Source organism: Cyanobacteriota bacterium, assembly GCA_027618255.1.
In the GTDB taxonomy this organism is placed as follows: Bacteria; Cyanobacteriota; Vampirovibrionia; order LMEP-6097; family LMEP-6097; genus JABHOV01.
In genome coordinates this window covers 16377-32524 of record JAQCFG010000005.1, presented here as the reverse complement: position 1 = coordinate 32524, position 16148 = coordinate 16377, and the positions used below count along the sequence as shown (strand labels likewise).

Sequence of the window (16148 nt, the reverse complement as noted above, 5' to 3'; positions counted from 1 at the left end):
TTGGAATTACTGATTAAACGCAACTCTCTCAACTTCAACAGCCTGCTTAGGTACTCTTAGATTAGATTTGTTGTCTTCTTCATCAGTGATAGTACTGACTAAGCCAGAGTCACCGTTGATTTTGCGAAGTACCTTATTACCGTTGTCTAAGACATAGACATTATCATCTGTGCCCATTGCAATTGCTGATGGATACTTGAAACGAGCAACCTTGCCATCTACTGTGCCAGAGCTTTGAGTGCCTGCAATAGTAGAAACTTTGCCCTTGCTGCTGATCTTGCGAATCGAATGATTGCGTTGATCAGATACATAAAGATTGTCTTCTTTATCAAAAATTATTCCGTACGGGAAATTAAACTGTGCATCAAGTGCTTTGCCATCTTTGTGACCGGTACTATCGGAACCTGCATAGGTGCTCACTGTACCTGTTTTATTGTCGATCTTTCTAATACGGTTGTTACCAGAATCTGCAACATAGAGATTGTTTTTGGAATCTACTGCAACAGAATATGGATTTCTAAAACTAGCAGCTAGTCTAGGACCTTCTTGATATAGTCCTTGTCCTGTGCCTGCAAAAAGATAAAGCTCACCTTCAGAATTCATTCTGTAGATATTCGATTCTGCCATGGCAGCAATATAAGTATTGCCCTGAGAATCCTTGGCCAAGCTGTTTGGCGAATGGATATCAGGTAGCTTTAGAGCATGTGCTGGACTTAGGCCAAAGCACAAACTGAACAAAACTGATAATATAACTAGTGATCTCCCCTGCATAGATTAGCTATTCACATAATTAGTTAAGTCTAGGTTAATTGACCTAGACTTTAGCGATATACTATGCAAATGGCACAAAAAAGCCTTAAAAGACCAGAGAATATTGATGCAAGTTTTTTTGTAGATGAAAGCTGTATCGATTGTGATACATGCCGTTGGATGGCTCCGACTATTTATGAACAGGTTAAGGGCAAGTCAGCTGTTATTAAAGAGCCTGGAAACGATAAAGAAAAACAGGCGGCAATGCAAGCCTTGATTTCATGTCCCACTGCTTCTATTGGCTACACTGGTACTGATATTGATATGAAGGCAGTGCAAAATACCTTCCCCATCCTTATAGAGGATAATGTTTATCATTGTGGCTATCATTCTGAGAAATCATATGGAGCTACTAGTTACTTTATTAAAAGAGAAGCTGGCAATGTGCTTGTTGATAGTCCGCGTTTTACTAAAGCTCTCGTCGACAAACTTGAAGAAATGGGCGGTATTAAGTATATGTTTTTGACCCACAAGGACGATGTCGCTGATCATCAGAAATTTCATGATCATTTTGGTTGTCAGCGTATCATTCATCACAAAGAGCTTTGTGACTCAATCCCTCATGCTGAGATAGTTATAGAGCATGAATATCACAGCAAAATAGACGATGCTGATGATGAGCTAGCTATAATTTACGCTCCAGGACACACTGAGGGACATCTACTCTTGAATTACAAAAGACAGTTTTTGTTTTCTGGTGACCACATTGCTTATTCAAAAAAACTAAATCAATTAATTGCTTGGAAAAAATATTGCAAGTATTCTTGGAATAAACAAATTGAATCAGTAGAGAAACTCATAGAATATTATTGGGCTTGGCTTTTACCTGGGCATGGCAGAAGAATTAAGGCGCATCCAGAGGCTTATAAACTTCATATTGAAAGTTGCGTAGAGTGGATGCGGCAACAATAATCGTCATTGCGAGCGTTAGCGAAGCAACCTAATGCAGGGTTTCTTGAAATATTTTGAATCCTTGCATTAGATTGCCACGTCGCTAATGCTCCTCGCAAAGACGATACTTTTTAATAAACTCAACAATAGCTTCATTAGTCTCCATCTTATGAATATACTGCATAATTTGCACGGCAATTAGATAGCGGCGCTCTTCAAAACTAGGCATATAATCAATTGGATAGTTCACTCCTTCAGGCTTAGCTACATAATCAAAACCAATGCTGATACGTGGCTCCTGACCATCTCTTGCTGCAGGCATGGAGCCCCAATGCAAGACGGCTTGATTCCATATTAAAACATCACCAGGCTTAGCTGGTAAGGCTCTAATGTCAGCAAAGTTAAAGTTCCAGTTGTCTTGAGTCTCAGTATTATAGTTTCTATCTTTGTGAGCAGGTACAAGGTGAATGCAGCTATTTAGAGGATTAGCTTCGTTGAGTGGAATCCAGGTGGTGAGTGATTTTGCTGAGCCATCAGGGTTGAGAGATATTTTACCTTTGTCCCGGTGAGGTTCTATGAAAGACGAGTAGATAGATCTATTGTACTCTGCATTATTCTCATGCCTTTCGATGTTCTCAGAGTTAGTCTCCACGCACCAAGCCCAAATTGCTGGAATCAGCTTTGCATCTTTACCAAGAATATTAGAAACAATATTGCCTAGCTGGTTTTGTAATTGCCAAAACTCATCATAGACCAGTACAAAGATAGGTGGTAATTTCATTTGTACTAGAGCTTTGATCAAAGTGCAAGCTCCAGTGTAGTTGAACTGTAGTCCAGCTTCTTGATAATGATAGTAGCCCTCTTTCTTGAGAACTTCTTTAGAGCTTTCTAGTGAGTCAATTTGAGCGGCAGTTGCAGCCTCGAGTTCTTCTATATGGAAGTCTTGATCAAAGCCTTTCCAGAATTCCTTAGATTCGATTTCCTCTAAAAGTAACATATAGTTTAGGGTAGCATGAACCCTGGATTGCGTCGTAGCAAAGCGAAGACGAAAAAAAAGACCCCGCATTTGCGAGGTCTTTTCCGTCTTCGTTATACTACGACGTGACATTTATTTATTGATACAATCTATTTAATAGATTTGAGCCATGTCTCAACTTCCTTGCTTGCAATTTCTTTACAACCAAGTCCGAAGGCAAGCGCAATAGCAACTGCAACAGCACCAAATAGGATACCGAACGCCATGTTGATAATGTCTGTTGCTAGACCCATTTGTCTTAAGCCCATTGCTGAAGCAAGTACAAGAATCGCAATTCTGGCGATGCTTGCAAGTAATTCACCATGAGTAGTAGCAGCATCTGTGATTGCTTTACTAGCAAGATTGGAAAGAATAAATCCAACAGCTAGGATCACGATACCCAAGATGATTTGACCACCGAAGACGATGAATTGTTGAAGCATGCCACTGATTGCAGTAAGTCCAAGCATATTGAATGCTTCAACACTTGCAAAAAGAACGATTGTTGCAAGTACAAGTTTGCTAACAAGCACTGATGGTCTAGAACCGTCACTCTTAGGAGCACTATGTCCAACACCAAGCCATGACATCACATCATCAAAACCAATTGATTGTAATAAATTACCAACTAGGTTTGAAGCGAAACGTCCAACGATAACAGCGATAGCTAACATGATTAAAGCTGCAAATATAAGTGGAACAGCGCTAAAGATTTTGCTAAGCATTTCAGTAGCAGGTCCAACAACAGCTTCTAAAGATAGAGCGTCTAATGCAGAAATAAGTACAGGGAATAATACAAATACATAAGTTATCATCCCAAGAACTTCAGACAGTTTTGTTTTACCAAAGATTGATGTCAAACTAAGAGTATTTATTAAGTTATCAGCACCAATACTTGATAGTAAGTTAGTTACAACACGTTGGATCACTCTTGCTAGGAACCAACCTACCACAAGAATAATTGTCGCGCTAAGTATGTTTGGAAGATGTCCAAGTAGTTCACTAAACATATTGTTCAAGGGAGCTACAGCATCAGTAAGTTGTAATGAACTAAGTACACTTGGTAAGATCAAAAGCATTACTAACCAGTAAGCGGTTGAAGATATTGAACTGCTTAAGTGAATTGATTGTTTGCCTGCTTTTGCAGAAAGCAGTTCGTCAAACTTGATTGCGTCAAGGATACTAGAAATTAATTTCTGTGTAAGAGTAGCAAGTAACCATGCAACAACAAGTAAACCAATTGCTCCAAGTAAATTTGGTGCAAAATCAAATAAATGATTTACCATTTCGCTTAGTGGTTGTGTAACTAATACAAGATCTAGTTTTTTGAAAAACTCTACTAACGCAAGTAGCATAATTAAATAGTAAGCAATAGTTTTGGTACTATCTGCAATAGGGCTATTCTTCCCTCCATTTTCAATGCCAAGCGATTTTGCTAATAAATTATCTAATTTAGTTTTAGCAACTGCCCAAGCAATAAAGTTAGATATGATTACAGCAGCTAGCCATCCTATAATTAGAATTCCTATTGCTGTCAGCAAATTTGGCACATAAGCCTTGATTGGTTCAACTACACCAGCGGCTGTCGATTGACATACCTCTTGTAGTCGAGTCATAATTTCATCCATTTTTTACCTCTTTTTTTATGGTCACCTTTGATCCTTCCGTAAACGGACCTGTAGTTTATAAGACTATATATAGTTAACTGTGGTTCCCTGGATATTATGAGGAATTGCACCTTTATATATAATTCCCATGCCTAGTATGCAGATTAGTGGCTCTAGATAATTCTGAATAGTTTTACTTGCTATAATTTGACCATCTTGTTTAGGCTAATCCTTATACTAGTACTGTTTATTATGAATTCTGTAAACGCAAAAGAATTAAAGAAAGCCAGTTTTGCTGGCGGTTGTTTTTGGTGTGTTGAAAGCACTTTTGCCAAATTGCCTGGTGTCAAATCAGTTTTGTCGGGTTATATTGGTGGAACAGCGGAAACAGCAAATTATCAAGCCGTCAGTAGTGGACTGACTGATCATTATGAAGCGATTCAAATTAGTTATGATCCTGAACAAATTAAATATGAAAGATTGTTAGATAGCTTTTGGAAAGAGATTGATCCAACCGATGACAAGGGACAGTTTGCTGATCGTGGTCTTCAATATCGTCCAGCGATTTTCTTTCATGATGATGCGCAAAAAATTGCAGCAGAAAAATCTAAACAGTTAGTTCAAGCATCAGGGATTTTTGATAAGGATATTAAAGTACCTGTGATTGCTTACACAACATTTTATCCCGCTGAAGAATATCATCAAGACTACTCTAAAAAGAATCCGGTTCATTATAATTTATATCGGGCTGGTTCTGGACGTAGCAAGTTTATTGAATCAACCTGGGGTACTTTAACTAAGATCTTTGGTTTTGCGAAAGAAGATATTGAGCAGTCCTCTAAGACTTGTTCTATAAAGCTTGATCGCTCTGAGATCAAAAAGAAGCTTACAGACTTGCAGTACAAAGTAACTCAAGAAGATGCCACGGAAAGACCTTTTGACAATGAGTATTGGGATAATAAAAAACCTGGTATCTATGTTGATGTAGTTACTGGTGAGCCTCTTTTTAGTTCATCTGATAAATTTGATTCTGGTTCTGGTTGGCCTTCATTTACGCAATCTATACAGGACCAAACCCTTATTTATAATAAGGATACTAAAATGTTTATGACTAGAACCGAGGTTCGGTCACAACAAGGTGATTCACATCTAGGTCATGTATTTGATGATGGTCCGGGACCCACTGGTAAAAGATATTGCATCAACTCAGCGGCATTGAGATTTATTCCAGCAGATAAGCTTGAACAAGAAGGTTATTCAGAATTTATCAAATTGTTTCAGGCTCAGTGAATTTAGTCGTGCCTAGCACTGCTCAGTCGTCCAGTGTTGACCCAGCGCTCGATATGTTTTTTTTCTATGCCTGATCTAGCAGCTAATTCTGCAGCGGAGATTTGTTCTCCATATTTAAGTAGATTTTTGGTTCTTTCAAACAATTCAGAGTCATGATCACTGCAGTCCATGCAAACAGGATGAGCCTCAGTGCTTGAAATTAATTTTTCACACATCTCGCATTTCTTTAATCTATTACTTCTGCTGCTCATCTTCGCTTTCTTCATTATACCCAGAAGTTAAAGATCTATAAATTTGGGTTAAACTATCTAAGTGGTTGATTTACTCAAGCTAGATAACTTGAATTCAAAGGATTTTTGGCAAGATTTTGCCAATGATTTGTCTATTGTCGCTGAGAACCAAATAATAGAAGTGCCTTTGTTGAAATTAACTAACGAAGATAAACAAGAATATTCTAGGCTATTTGACCTAGAAGGCTATGCGCACTTATCTCAAGAATTAGATTTTGATTTTAAACAGTTTGTAAAACTCTTAATGAAAATGCATACTGCTAACTTACCAGCAGTCTTTGCCTTTGTTTATGATGAGTTTTGGTATTTTCAAGCAAGGCTTGCTCAAGTGGTTGAAGATTTTTTGGGAGAGGGATCTTGTTTAATGCCGACTTTATGGATTTGGCATGTGGACGCTAAAAAAGAATTAGAGCTATTGGGGGAACCTGATAAAGAATTAATGACTCGTTCACTTTATTCTGGTTTCTATGGACCGCATCGTGACAAAGGTAAGAAGGCACTTTATGAAGATGGCAGTCCCAAGATACTTTCGTTTTGGATTCCTCTGACTGAATCAACACCACTCAATAGTTGTATTTATTTGGTGCCAGCAAATAGAGACCCCACTTATAATACAGAGGAAGATTGTTCTTGGTTGTTCAGGCGTCCTGATATTCGTGCACTGCCAGCGAAGCCAGGTGATATTTTATTTTGGAATGAATCAGTAGTTCATTGGGGTTCAAGACCTGCCCCTGCTCGTGATCTTGAGCCGCGCATTAGCATGGGCTTTGAGTATGTATGTAAAGAATATGTCACTAAATGCAATCCGACTTATCAATTGAATTATATTCCAAGCTTTAAAGAACGTTTGGAAATCATTGCGCTTCAGTTTAAGCTGTATGTTACTGATGATGATTTTCCGCCGATCTTGGTTGACTTCATCAAGTCTAATAGTCGGCTACTTAAAGAAGGTCGTGAAGAATTTTGAACTAATGTATTCTATGCTTTTTATGTCCATGAAGTCTGCGCATCTCTTTAGCTAATTCTTTTCTTTGAGCTTGATCCATTGTCATCGCCATTTCTTTGATTTTGTTGGAAATCATTTCCATTTTCACGTGGTGTAATTTTCTTAGAGCGTCTAGTTTGACTTGATAGGCTTCAGCATCAAAAGTCTCTGCTGTAAGTATATTGAATAAGTCATCTCTTAGAGCTTTCATTTCAAGGTGCTTTGCTTGATTGCCTTCTTTGATGCCTAGTAGCCTTTGGCTAAAATGCTTTGCTGGCTTTCTTCTGCAATTCTCCTTGAATGAATGCGAGTAATGTCCGATGATGACACCAGCAAGCACTAGGTTGATCATGATTGATATGGCTAAAACGATTTTTAGATTTTGTTTCATAATAATTCTCCTTGATTATAGATGAATTCACCAAGGTCAATAGAGCTGTAATCTGTGAATAATAAGTTGTCATTGAAGCCAATTATAAAGCCTAATACCACAGCAAAGCTAAATGCGTAAGCTGGTTTAGGGAAAGCAAGTTCGCAAAACAAGTCAATTGTACGATAGTACCAAGTGCTCCAGCTTTCTTTGGTTGTGATGCTGTCAATAATTCTTATTGCCAAGTCAGGGCTGGCTGGTTCTATTGCTCTTTGTTCTAGTATTTGATTTAGATGATTTTCTTTCATAAATTATTCTCCTGAATTCTGGGTTGCCACGTCGCTTACGCTTCTCGCAATGACGATTGTTTGTCGTTGTCCTTGATTTGTGATTTGAGTTGTGTTTTGGCTCTCATTAGAAGTGATTCTAATGCTTTGATATTGATCTCCATTATTTCTGCTGATTCTTTATTGCTGAGTCCTTCGTAAAAAGATAAATTAAGTGCGATTTGTTGTCTTTGTGGAAGGGCTTGTATGAGAGCTTCTAGTTGTTTTGCTTTGACTTGTTGATCTATTATTCGATCTAAGTCTATCGATTCTGCGGGGAATTCCATTCCTTCTGCAATTGGTAGTGCCCTTCGTTTCTTCTTGAAATCAAGACAGAGATTGATGATTACTCGATAAAACCAAGTGCTAAATTTGGTTTGCTTTTGAGGATTCCATTTGTGTGGTGCTTGCCAAAGTTTGGTAAATGCTTCTTGTACTATGTCTTGAGCTTCTGTTTTATTTGCAAGCATTCTATAAGCCGTTGCGTAGTACTTAGATGAATTGACTTTGACTAATTGAGCAAATGCTTGAGTCTGGTGAGGATTGTTGGTCATTATGAGAAATATGGTGAGAGTATAACGCAGTAGATGGGCTTTAAAATCGGGTTTTAGAAGACAAAGCTGATTAAGGTAGGTCCCCACCATGGATTATTATAGATATAGGCTTGTCTGTAATAGTCTCTTCTTGGTCTTACGCAAGTCTGAGAATTGAATCTTCTTGGACCTTGACTGTTGCTAATGATTGGTCCGTAGTAATTGTTTTCAATTCGTCTACTGCTTCGATTAATTGATTGTGCTAAGTCCCTGTGGTCATGGTCTCTGTCGCTTTTACCATAGCTTTGTTTGTGACTTCTGTTATTATACTTGTCCTGGTCGTAGCTTCTATGATGTTTTGCTTGTGCGGCAGTCGCACTCATTAATAGAATCGAAAATAGCGTGATTAGTTTTTTCATTTATTCTCCTTCTCTTCCCTCTGTACCTTATACGTGGCAGGAAGAAAAAGCCTTCGTTATAAATCAGACTTCTTATATAACTTGCTAGTTGCTTTGATTCTTTCGGCTAAATCAGTCGAATCTTGTGCGTTTAATAAATGACGAGTTAAATGGTCTTCTAGGATAATGCTTTCTATGGATTTGACTGAGGCTCGTACCGCTTTAAGTTGAATCATGATCTCGGTCGCTGCTCGTTTGCAACTAATCATGTCTTTGACTCCTTCTATTTGGCCGGCAATACGATTGAGTTTGCCAAGTTCTTTGCTGTAATCTGCTGTTTCCATTATTCGATTATACCCCACCTGGGTATAACCATCAAGTACTATTGCTCCATCTTCAATAGACTTGTTTTGAAAGTCGGAATTATCTCCAAAGGCAACACGCGCATTCCGCGCGGTTGCTACCTTTTTTTGAGCGACCTGTACATCGAAACTGTGTTTCGAAACAGGTCTAATACTTTGAGAAAGCTTCTCAATAAAATGCTTTTAACTAATATTTTGTTAGGATATAGACATACTGCAAAACTCTGTTTTGCTAGTGATGTCGATACACAAAAGGTCGGAACGCTGCGAAGCACTAGTTCCGTTAGTGAAGATAAAGGGGACTTTGGCAGTAAGTCTAATAAATAAATGAATTTGAAAAATCCTAATTTACCAAACTCGCCTGTCTTTGAAGCACTTGAAGCTGGTAGCAAAGTTGCTTACTGCACTTGTGGCTGGTCTAGCAAGGGAGTTTTTTGTGATGGATCGCACTCAAGTAAAGCTACAGGGATGGCGCCACAAATAGTGGATATACCAACTTCTAAAAATTATGCAATGTGCGCTTGTCGTAAATCTGGTAAGGGTGCTTTCTGTGATGGTGCTCACTCGTGGGCTTAAGGCTCATTGGGCTTGACTTTCAGCACTTGACTTCTTTACAATGGTTAGCACATGGTAACTAAAACAAGTGGTAGCAAATATAAATTTGAGGCAGAAGTCGATCAGGTATTAGACCTGGTAATTAACTCTCTTTATTCTAATAAAGATATATTTTTAAGAGAGTTGATTTCTAACTCCGCAGATGCGATTTCCAAATTACGTTTTGAGGCTTTAACGAACAAAGACTTGCTTGGTGACGGTGAGCTTGGGATATTTATTGCTATAGATAAAGAAGCAAGAACAATCAGTATTCAAGACAATGGCATTGGAATGAGTCAAGATGACTTGATTAATAACCTTGGTACTATTGCTAAGTCTGGTACTAAAGAGTTTTTGGAGAAAATTAAGGCTCAGAATAATAGTGCTGAGTTGATTGGTCAATTTGGAGTTGGATTTTATTCAGCATTTATCGTTGCTGCTGAATTGAGCCTGGAAACTAAAAAAGCTGGTGAAGATCAAGGGTTAGTTTGGACTTCAACTGGTACTGGTGAATATGAGATTCAGCCTAAGGATGATCTTGATTTTCGCAATGGTACCAAAATCACTCTCAAGCTTAAAGAAGGTAAAGAGTTTGATGAATATTTACAGGATTACAAAATTAGATCAATAGTTAAAAAATATTCTGATTTTATAGAATTTCCAATTAAATTTGAAACGATTGATGACGAGAAAAATGAAACTCTTTGGGAGCTAATGAATTCACAAAAAGCTCTTTGGACTAAAAATAAATCAGAGATTACTGATGATGAGTACAATGAGTTTTATAAACATCTAAGCCATGATTTTACCAATCCAATTCATCATCTTCACTACAATGCTGAAGGTACTAATGAATACACGGCTCTTCTGTATTTCCCTCAGAGCGCGGGAATGGAGATGTTCATGCCTGATAGTCAAAAAGGTTTGCAACTATATATAAACAAGGTCTTTATAAGTTCTGAGCCAGAATTGCTTTTGCCTCAATACTTACGTTTTGTGCGTGGCTTGGTTGATTCTCAGGATTTGCCTTTGAATGTATCTCGTGAAATTTTGCAACAAAACCCAAGGGTTGCTGCAATTAAAAAGAATCTTGGTAAAAAAATATTGTCGGAGTTGGAGAAGCTCAAAAAAAGCAAGTTTGATGATTACAAAAAATGGTATGCCCAGTTTGGCAAAATAATTAAAGAAGGTGTTCACACTGATTTTGCTAATAAAGACAAGATTATGAGTCTTTTGATGTTTGAAACAACCAAGACTGAGACTGGTGAGTCTATCTCTTTACAAGACTATGTTGATAGAAATTCAAGTGATGAGATTTATTACATTACTGGTGATTCTAGAGTGAATCTTGAAAACTCTCCGTATCTTGAAGCGCTTAAGGCTAAAGATATAGAGGTTGTATTTATGACTGATCCAATTGATGAGTGGGTTGTGAGTTCTGGTACAGATTTTAAAGCAAAGAAATTTAAGTCTGCTACCAAGGGAGATATCAAGCTTGACGATGATGATAAAGAAGTTGAAGCCAAGACTGAAGAGTATAAAGATCTTCTTACTAGTTTTAAAGATCAGCTCAAAGACAAAGTTTCTGATGTGAAATTCTCTGATCGATTGGTTGAAACAGTCGCTTGTTTGGTTGCTAACGAAAATGATATCAGCGCAAATATGGAACGTATTTATAAAAATGCAAATCAGGCTATACCTAAGTCAAAGAGAGTGCTTGAGCTTAATTCAAAGCATGCGTTAATAACCAAGTTGAATGCTTTGCTTGAATCTGGTGAAGCTCAAGACTATATGAACTTGATTTATGATCAAGCTCTTTTACTTGAAGGTTCAGCAATAGAAGATATGCAAAACTATAATGCTCTTGTAACCAAGTTGATGTTGAAGTAGTTTCCTTATCGAAGGACTTCTGCATAAAGGTCATATTCTTCGCTACCAGGACCAAAAGTCAGAGAGACAGTACCTTGATCAGCGTCAGCTAAGGCTTGCAGTTTGACAGTATAAGTACCTGGAGCAATTTCTCCAGCGCCGATACCACATTTGAGCATCATTATATGTGCTGGTCCATAGGTGTCGGTGTCTTTTGTGACATTGACAACAGAAAGTATTGGTCCAATGGCTGTGCTATTGAAAGTAAAACGTAACCTTGAGTATGAGTCATCCTTGGTGCCATTGACGGTGTATGAACCAGAGAAGCTAACTCTCAGTATATCTCCCGTCACAATAGTTACTGAGCCTATGCTCATGCCTGGTACGTCAGTAAAGCTAGTGTCTGTCATGACTTGAGTTGTTGTACTGGTGGCTGTAAATAAACTAGGTAGCTTTGGTGCTTGCCAGCTAGCTTTGCCGTTAGCGTCTGTGCCGAGTACATAGCCGTCAATTGCTGCGTTGGGAATAAATAAATCACCGTTGATAGTGAAGCTACCAAGAGCACCACCATTATTGATAAAGGCTGTGTCTAGATTGGCTACTCCAGATGGACCTTGTGCTCCAGTTGCGCCTACTGGTCCTTGAGCTCCAGTTGATCCTGTGGTGCCTGTTGACCCAGCTGGACCTTGTGCTCCTATTGGACCTTGTGCTCCTATTGGACCTGCTGGTCCCGTTAGACCTTGACTCACTGTTGTTAAATCAATTCTATTTGTACCAACTGTAAAAAATAATCCATTACCGTCATATTCAAATAGACCATCAGTTAGGTTATTTCGCAATGCACTTGGCACTATTTGCAAGTTGCCGTTTGTAATTATGTCTGGTTCTAGTACTGTTTGCTGAGTGAAACGTTTTGATTTAACAACACTACCAGATGCAAAAGGAATTACTACTATATATTGTCCGTCGTCTTTGATTAATTTAGTTTGCGCTTGAGTTTTTTTGCTGACTTCAAAACTAACTTTGCGGAAGAAATAATCTAATTGACAATCACCAAACTCAGTATTTGTGCATTCGGCAATGGAGCCAAGACCAGTCGGTAAGCCAAGATCTAAAGGATCTAGTGATCTACTTGGTTTATTAAAACCTTGAAGTTCAAGTGAGTAAAGATTAGTAAGCGCCCCTTCGGTATTAAAGAGTTCAAGTTCTCAATTATTGATTCCGTTTTCTAGTGAACTAGAGTCGAGTGTCAGAGTAAAACGTTTTAAATTCTTCGATTTGTTTTTTGAAATAGTGGTATTTTGACTCGCTATAAATTCTCGACTACCATCAGCTTGGATCACAAAAACATCCATCTTAAATGCAGCACTTTTGCTATCAGAGACATGTAGAGAATTTGGTCTAACTTGAAACTGTAACTCTGGTTGAATACTTAGATCAAGTGATTTATCATCTTCAACAATTTGTAAATCTAGACCTAGGTTGGTTGAGTCAATTATGTCAACGGGGACAAGGTTTTTTAAGGCCGCACTAGCCATTAATTGGCCAGAAACTAGAATCAGCGTCAGAATTATTGTGAGGGCTTCACTATTAAATAAATGCCCTAGCTAGCCTATTGAGTTCTCATGTAGTTAGGCTACATTGTTGAGTAAATTGGCTATAGTTCTAGGCTATTTGATCTAGAAATCTGTCTTTATGACTCTTGGATCCTGTATAGCGTAGTTTACCTGGGTTAGTCTACCTATGTTATTATTCCTTAAGATTTCACAAAAGGATGGTAAACAATGGTTGTTTCAAGAATCTCGGATAGTAGCGACTCGTCGATAAATTTATCTTTGCGCGTACAAGCCAAAAGTAAATTGAATTTAGTTTTGGGTTCTTTGTGGTCTTTGACTGCAGTGTTAATGGTGCAGAGCGAGTAGATATTGAATCTTCACTTAAACAATTAATCGCTTGATTATCAGTTAGAATATCCACATGCTTTATTTAATTCTTGCAGTTACTATTGTTTGTCTTGGTGCCTTGGCGTTTTATTTTGTAACCAGAACAAAATATCTTCCAGAAGAGCTTGTCAAAGAGTCTTGTGCTAAGATTCAACGCACCAGCAAACTTGAACCAAATCATTCTTTAATGGAGTCGCATAAAATACTAGTAGCAACAGTTCAACAAATGAGCGATGGTAAAAAATCTACTGCAGCCGAAACTCTTAATAAGGTAGCCAAACGTTTTGATAATGAGAAAGAGCTTTGGAAATTCCACCGTATGCGCAATTTGGCTGCTCACGAGCTTGATTATAAAGTGAGCATCGAAGAAGCCAAGGAAGCTCGCAAGATTTTTAAGCAGAGCTTGAAGAACTTAGTGAAGTAAAAAAATAGGGACCTAAGATTTCCTTTGGTCCCACAATGAGAGCCTGGTATTAAGTCTTACGACACGTTCCTTGCGGATCGATTAGGCTAGTACTTGCCACCATCAAATTATTAAACTCTCCAGTCTAACAACCAAGCTGAGGTTTTCCCGTAATTAGATTTTACTATAAGCTTCAGTAATAACGCTAATAATCAGGTTAAAATTAGTTAATGGTCGAAATCATTTCAAAATACCAAGTACCTCATTCAATATTTAAAAACGCGTTTGTTAATACCTCATTTGCTAGATTATTTAGACCAGTCAAAGAAGTACATTATCAAAGAGAAAAGCTGCCTACACCCGACGGTGATTTTATTGACCTTGATTGGTCTTGCGTTAATTCTGGATCACTAGTAGTTCTTTGTCATGGTTTTGAAAGTTCTTCCAAACGCATATATGTTCAGTCTGTTGTTAATGCTTTAAATGCAGCAAACTATGATGTTGTAGTTTTTAATTATCGAGGTTGTAGTGGCGATCTTAGTAAGACTTATTTGATTGAAGTTGGTCAACAAGAAGATATGGACGTGGTCATCGACAAGATTATTGGTGAAGCTAATTATCAAAAAATTCATCTGGTTGGTTACAGTACTGGTGGCAATGTCGTTTTGCGTTATCTTGGCTTGGGAGCCAATGCTGTCAGTGACAGGCTTGCGAGCGCCTATGTGGTTTCGCCAACCCTTGACTTGACAACAACTATTGCTGAGTTGCATGAACCAAAGAATAGGGCTTACTTATTTGGTTTTTTGATTATGCTTTGTAAGAGACTTTGGCAGTTTAGATACAATCTTCCTTATGATCTCGATATTTTTGACTTATTTAAAGTCAGAAGCTTCCCTGATTTTTTTGAACGCTTTCAAAAACAATATGAGAAGAAGACTTTTGCTGAATATTTGGAATGGAACAGCTCTTATAAACTAATTAAAGACATTGCTATACCTACAGCAATTTTGTTAGCAAAGGACGATCCTTTTGTTGATTATGATTCTTATCCATTTGAAGCTGCTACTGAAAATGACAATATCACTCTTGAATTAAGTGACTATGGCGGGCATGTAGGTTTTGTTGATTTTGATGATGGTTTGTTTTACTCAGAATCTCGGATGTTAGAGTATTTGGCAGCTTAATTATGAAAATTAGAAAAGTAGTTGTAATAGGAGCTTCGAATAAAACAGATAGATATTCATATCAGGCTGTTAAGTTACTTGCTGAGATGGGCTATCAGCCTATTCCGGTTCATCCTAAGTTAAAAGAAATACTTGGCATTAATGTCTGCCCAAGTATGAGACATCTTGCAAAACAAAGTTTTGCTAGTGATGTCGCTTTAACAAAGGTAGCAAACGCAACGAATGTTGAGAGTTGCTTTAAGGATAATGCCGACTTTTGCAGTAAGTCTATTGAATCTATTGTGGAGACAGAGATAGATACTATTGCAGTTTATGTCAATCCTGAAATATCCTCGGGCTTAATTGAGCAAATTATTCAAGTCAAGCCAAGACGAGTTATTTTCAACCCCAATACAGAAAACCCGGAACTTGCTTCTAAGTTAGCAGCAGCAGGTATTGAAACTATCGAAGCTTGTACTTTGGTTATGCTGCGCACTGGACAGTTTTAGTAGATACTCTTGGTTTGCTTTGAAGCTACTGGTTCACCTCGTTTAATGGCTTCTTCTGGTGTTTTGGTTTCAATGGATCTATATGCTCTTGCTAGAGGGGTTTGTGGTGGTTTTGCCTCTTCATTGTAGAGTTCGTTTATGCCCATGCCTAATTTTAATTCAGCAGTTCTTGCTTTGTAGAATTCATCAGCCGTGATTTTGCCTTCGTTGAATTTGGTTAATAACATTGTGTGTCTTTCTTGAGCGCTTGTGAGATATTTACTTATTTTGTCGCCTGTTGTTTTTGCAACTTCACCATCTTTAAAGTCATTCTCCAGATGAGTAATTAATGCATTTGCCTCACGGTGATTGATTGTGCCTAATTTGATTCTCTCACCAGTTTCTTGATCGTTGATGGTGACAGAGTTGTAGATTTGTTTAGCTAATTTATTTGCTCTTGTTTTTCCTGGGAATTGGATTTGAATTACATCATCTGTTTTTTTATTGGTCGTATCAATTGAACCTTTCAATTTGATTCCACCAGGGCTGCCATTGTCTGGAAATGATTTGAAACTATCTGTGGGGGCATCTTTAAACTCAATGCTTCCTTTTAAACGAGCAGCTGGTTTTGGATTTGGTTTTCTTGTGAAAGGTAGATAAGTACGTGGTTGTGGTGTGAACATACTAGGTCTTGGTCCGGTTTGTTCTTTGGGTGTCTCTTGCGCCTCTCCGTTGTTACTGGCTGTTAATGCTAAGACTAGTGTTGAAAAATTGCTTGTAATGCTCATTTGGTCCCCTTCTTGACGCCAAA

20 protein-coding genes are annotated in these 16148 nt (G+C 38.0%); 8 read left to right on the top strand and 12 right to left on the bottom strand.

The genetic code is table 11. The features are described from left to right. Positions 1–6: 6 nt before the first annotated feature. Positions 7–771 carry an SMP-30/gluconolactonase/LRE family protein gene (locus O3C63_01375; protein ID MDA0771571.1) on the bottom strand — a complete coding sequence of 255 codons (765 nt, stop codon included), beginning with the start codon at positions 769–771 and terminating at the stop codon, positions 7–9. Between the two features lie 69 nt (positions 772–840). On the opposite strand from O3C63_01375, the gene O3C63_01370 reads away from it, so the two are divergent. Next, the gene (locus tag O3C63_01370; GenBank protein MDA0771570.1) at positions 841–1722 is read left to right on the top strand and encodes an MBL fold metallo-hydrolase; all 882 of its coding nucleotides are present in this window, start codon (positions 841–843) and stop codon (positions 1720–1722) included. Positions 1723–1804: 82 nt separating this feature from the next. Here the strand turns inward: O3C63_01370 and O3C63_01365 are convergent, their stop codons facing one another. Next, positions 1805–2698 (bottom strand): phytanoyl-CoA dioxygenase family protein, encoded by an 894-nt coding sequence (locus O3C63_01365; GenBank protein MDA0771569.1) that lies wholly within the window; start codon positions 2696–2698, stop codon positions 1805–1807. A gap of 128 nt (positions 2699–2826) precedes the next feature. Next, complete coding sequence (locus tag O3C63_01360) at positions 2827–4332, bottom strand: mechanosensitive ion channel (GenBank protein ID MDA0771568.1); 1506 nt, start codon at positions 4330–4332, stop codon at positions 2827–2829. A 243-nt stretch (positions 4333–4575) separates the two neighbouring features. Between O3C63_01360 and msrB the strand changes: the two genes are divergently transcribed. Beyond that, positions 4576–5613 (top strand): peptide-methionine (R)-S-oxide reductase MsrB, encoded by a 1038-nt coding sequence (msrB, locus tag O3C63_01355; protein MDA0771567.1) that lies wholly within the window; start codon positions 4576–4578, stop codon positions 5611–5613. 2 nt (positions 5614–5615) lie between these two features. Here the strand turns inward: msrB and O3C63_01350 are convergent, their stop codons facing one another. Beyond that, complete coding sequence (locus tag O3C63_01350; GenBank protein ID MDA0771566.1) at positions 5616–5828, bottom strand: hypothetical protein; 213 nt, start codon at positions 5826–5828, stop codon at positions 5616–5618. Between the two features lie 97 nt (positions 5829–5925). Here O3C63_01350 and O3C63_01345 point away from each other — a divergent pair, with 97 nt between their 5' ends. Further along, positions 5926–6870: a phytanoyl-CoA dioxygenase family protein gene (locus tag O3C63_01345; GenBank protein ID MDA0771565.1), complete on the top strand. Its 945-nt coding sequence runs from the start codon at positions 5926–5928 to the stop codon at positions 6868–6870. 1 nt (position 6871) lies between these two features. Here O3C63_01345 and O3C63_01340 read toward each other — a convergent pair whose 3' ends face one another. The 5 genes from O3C63_01340 to O3C63_01320 are packed head-to-tail and all read right to left on the bottom strand — an operon-like array spanning position 6872 to position 8859. Then, a complete protein-coding gene (locus O3C63_01340; GenBank protein MDA0771564.1) occupies positions 6872–7279 on the bottom strand; it encodes a hypothetical protein in 408 nt (135 codons plus the stop codon). Then, a complete protein-coding gene (locus O3C63_01335; protein ID MDA0771563.1) occupies positions 7276–7566 on the bottom strand; it encodes a hypothetical protein in 291 nt (96 codons plus the stop codon). The genes O3C63_01340 and O3C63_01335 overlap by 4 nt, the downstream gene beginning before the upstream one ends. 35 nt (positions 7567–7601) lie before the next feature. Further along, complete coding sequence (locus O3C63_01330; protein ID MDA0771562.1) at positions 7602–8138, bottom strand: sigma-70 family RNA polymerase sigma factor; 537 nt, start codon at positions 8136–8138, stop codon at positions 7602–7604. A gap of 53 nt (positions 8139–8191) precedes the next feature. Next, on the bottom strand, positions 8192–8536 hold the full coding sequence (locus O3C63_01325; GenBank protein MDA0771561.1) for a hypothetical protein: 345 nt from the start codon (positions 8534–8536) through the stop codon (positions 8192–8194). Between the two features lie 56 nt (positions 8537–8592). After that, positions 8593–8859 carry a metal-sensing transcriptional repressor gene (locus O3C63_01320; GenBank protein ID MDA0771560.1) on the bottom strand — a complete coding sequence of 89 codons (267 nt, stop codon included), beginning with the start codon at positions 8857–8859 and terminating at the stop codon, positions 8593–8595. A gap of 345 nt (positions 8860–9204) precedes the next feature. On the opposite strand from O3C63_01320, the gene O3C63_01315 reads away from it, so the two are divergent. Together O3C63_01315 and htpG are read left to right on the top strand one after the other, a co-directional pair. Continuing rightward, positions 9205–9453: a CDGSH iron-sulfur domain-containing protein gene (locus tag O3C63_01315; protein ID MDA0771559.1), complete on the top strand. Its 249-nt coding sequence runs from the start codon at positions 9205–9207 to the stop codon at positions 9451–9453. A gap of 51 nt (positions 9454–9504) precedes the next feature. After that, entirely contained in the window at positions 9505–11361 is a 1857-nt protein-coding gene (gene htpG, locus O3C63_01310) for a molecular chaperone HtpG (protein MDA0771558.1), read from the top strand. Positions 11362–11366: 5 nt separating this feature from the next. Here htpG and O3C63_01305 read toward each other — a convergent pair whose 3' ends face one another. Both O3C63_01305 and O3C63_01300 read right to left on the bottom strand, forming a co-directional pair. Further along, positions 11367–12191, bottom strand: coding sequence for a hypothetical protein (locus tag O3C63_01305; GenBank protein ID MDA0771557.1), 825 nt, complete (start codon positions 12189–12191; stop codon positions 11367–11369). 357 nt (positions 12192–12548) lie between these two features. Beyond that, the gene (locus O3C63_01300; protein MDA0771556.1) at positions 12549–12878 is read right to left on the bottom strand and encodes a hypothetical protein; all 330 of its coding nucleotides are present in this window, start codon (positions 12876–12878) and stop codon (positions 12549–12551) included. Positions 12879–13317: 439 nt separating this feature from the next. On the opposite strand from O3C63_01300, the gene O3C63_01295 reads away from it, so the two are divergent. The 3 genes from O3C63_01295 to O3C63_01285 all read left to right on the top strand — a co-directional run bounded on the left by O3C63_01295 (position 13318) and on the right by O3C63_01285 (position 15358). Next, entirely contained in the window at positions 13318–13707 is a 390-nt protein-coding gene (locus tag O3C63_01295; GenBank protein MDA0771555.1) for a hypothetical protein, read from the top strand. 209 nt (positions 13708–13916) lie between these two features. Further along, entirely contained in the window at positions 13917–14870 is a 954-nt protein-coding gene (locus tag O3C63_01290; protein ID MDA0771554.1) for an alpha/beta fold hydrolase, read from the top strand. Positions 14871–14872: 2 nt separating this feature from the next. Next, the gene (locus O3C63_01285) at positions 14873–15358 is read left to right on the top strand and encodes a CoA-binding protein (GenBank protein MDA0771553.1); all 486 of its coding nucleotides are present in this window, start codon (positions 14873–14875) and stop codon (positions 15356–15358) included. Here the strand turns inward: O3C63_01285 and O3C63_01280 are convergent. Beyond that, positions 15355–16125 (bottom strand): hypothetical protein, encoded by a 771-nt coding sequence (locus O3C63_01280; GenBank protein MDA0771552.1) that lies wholly within the window; start codon positions 16123–16125, stop codon positions 15355–15357. The genes O3C63_01285 and O3C63_01280 overlap by 4 nt on opposite strands. Positions 16126–16148: the final 23 nt, after the last annotated feature.

Coding starts and splice junctions, on each gene's coding strand:
- O3C63_01375 (MDA0771571.1), bottom strand. CDS start 771: ATGCAGGGGAGATCACTAGTTATATTATCAGTTTTGTTCAGTTTGTGC.
- O3C63_01370 (MDA0771570.1), top strand. CDS start 841: ATGGCACAAAAAAGCCTTAAAAGACCAGAGAATATTGATGCAAGTTTT.
- O3C63_01365 (MDA0771569.1), bottom strand. CDS start 2,698: ATGTTACTTTTAGAGGAAATCGAATCTAAGGAATTCTGGAAAGGCTTT.
- O3C63_01360 (MDA0771568.1), bottom strand. CDS start 4,332: ATGACTCGACTACAAGAGGTATGTCAATCGACAGCCGCTGGTGTAGTT.
- msrB (MDA0771567.1), top strand. CDS start 4,576: ATGAATTCTGTAAACGCAAAAGAATTAAAGAAAGCCAGTTTTGCTGGC.
- O3C63_01350 (MDA0771566.1), bottom strand. CDS start 5,828: ATGTGTGAAAAATTAATTTCAAGCACTGAGGCTCATCCTGTTTGCATG.
- O3C63_01340 (MDA0771564.1), bottom strand. CDS start 7,279: ATGAAACAAAATCTAAAAATCGTTTTAGCCATATCAATCATGATCAAC.
- O3C63_01335 (MDA0771563.1), bottom strand. CDS start 7,566: ATGAAAGAAAATCATCTAAATCAAATACTAGAACAAAGAGCAATAGAA.
- O3C63_01330 (MDA0771562.1), bottom strand. CDS start 8,138: ATGACCAACAATCCTCACCAGACTCAAGCATTTGCTCAATTAGTCAAA.
- O3C63_01325 (MDA0771561.1), bottom strand. CDS start 8,536: ATGAAAAAACTAATCACGCTATTTTCGATTCTATTAATGAGTGCGACT.
- O3C63_01320 (MDA0771560.1), bottom strand. CDS start 8,859: ATGGAAACAGCAGATTACAGCAAAGAACTTGGCAAACTCAATCGTATT.
- O3C63_01315 (MDA0771559.1), top strand. CDS start 9,205: ATGAATTTGAAAAATCCTAATTTACCAAACTCGCCTGTCTTTGAAGCA.
- htpG (MDA0771558.1), top strand. CDS start 9,505: ATGGTAACTAAAACAAGTGGTAGCAAATATAAATTTGAGGCAGAAGTC.
- O3C63_01300 (MDA0771556.1), bottom strand. CDS start 12,878: ATGGCTAGTGCGGCCTTAAAAAACCTTGTCCCCGTTGACATAATTGAC.
- O3C63_01295 (MDA0771555.1), top strand. CDS start 13,318: ATGCTTTATTTAATTCTTGCAGTTACTATTGTTTGTCTTGGTGCCTTG.
- O3C63_01290 (MDA0771554.1), top strand. CDS start 13,917: ATGGTCGAAATCATTTCAAAATACCAAGTACCTCATTCAATATTTAAA.
- O3C63_01285 (MDA0771553.1), top strand. CDS start 14,873: ATGAAAATTAGAAAAGTAGTTGTAATAGGAGCTTCGAATAAAACAGAT.
- O3C63_01280 (MDA0771552.1), bottom strand. CDS start 16,125: ATGAGCATTACAAGCAATTTTTCAACACTAGTCTTAGCATTAACAGCC.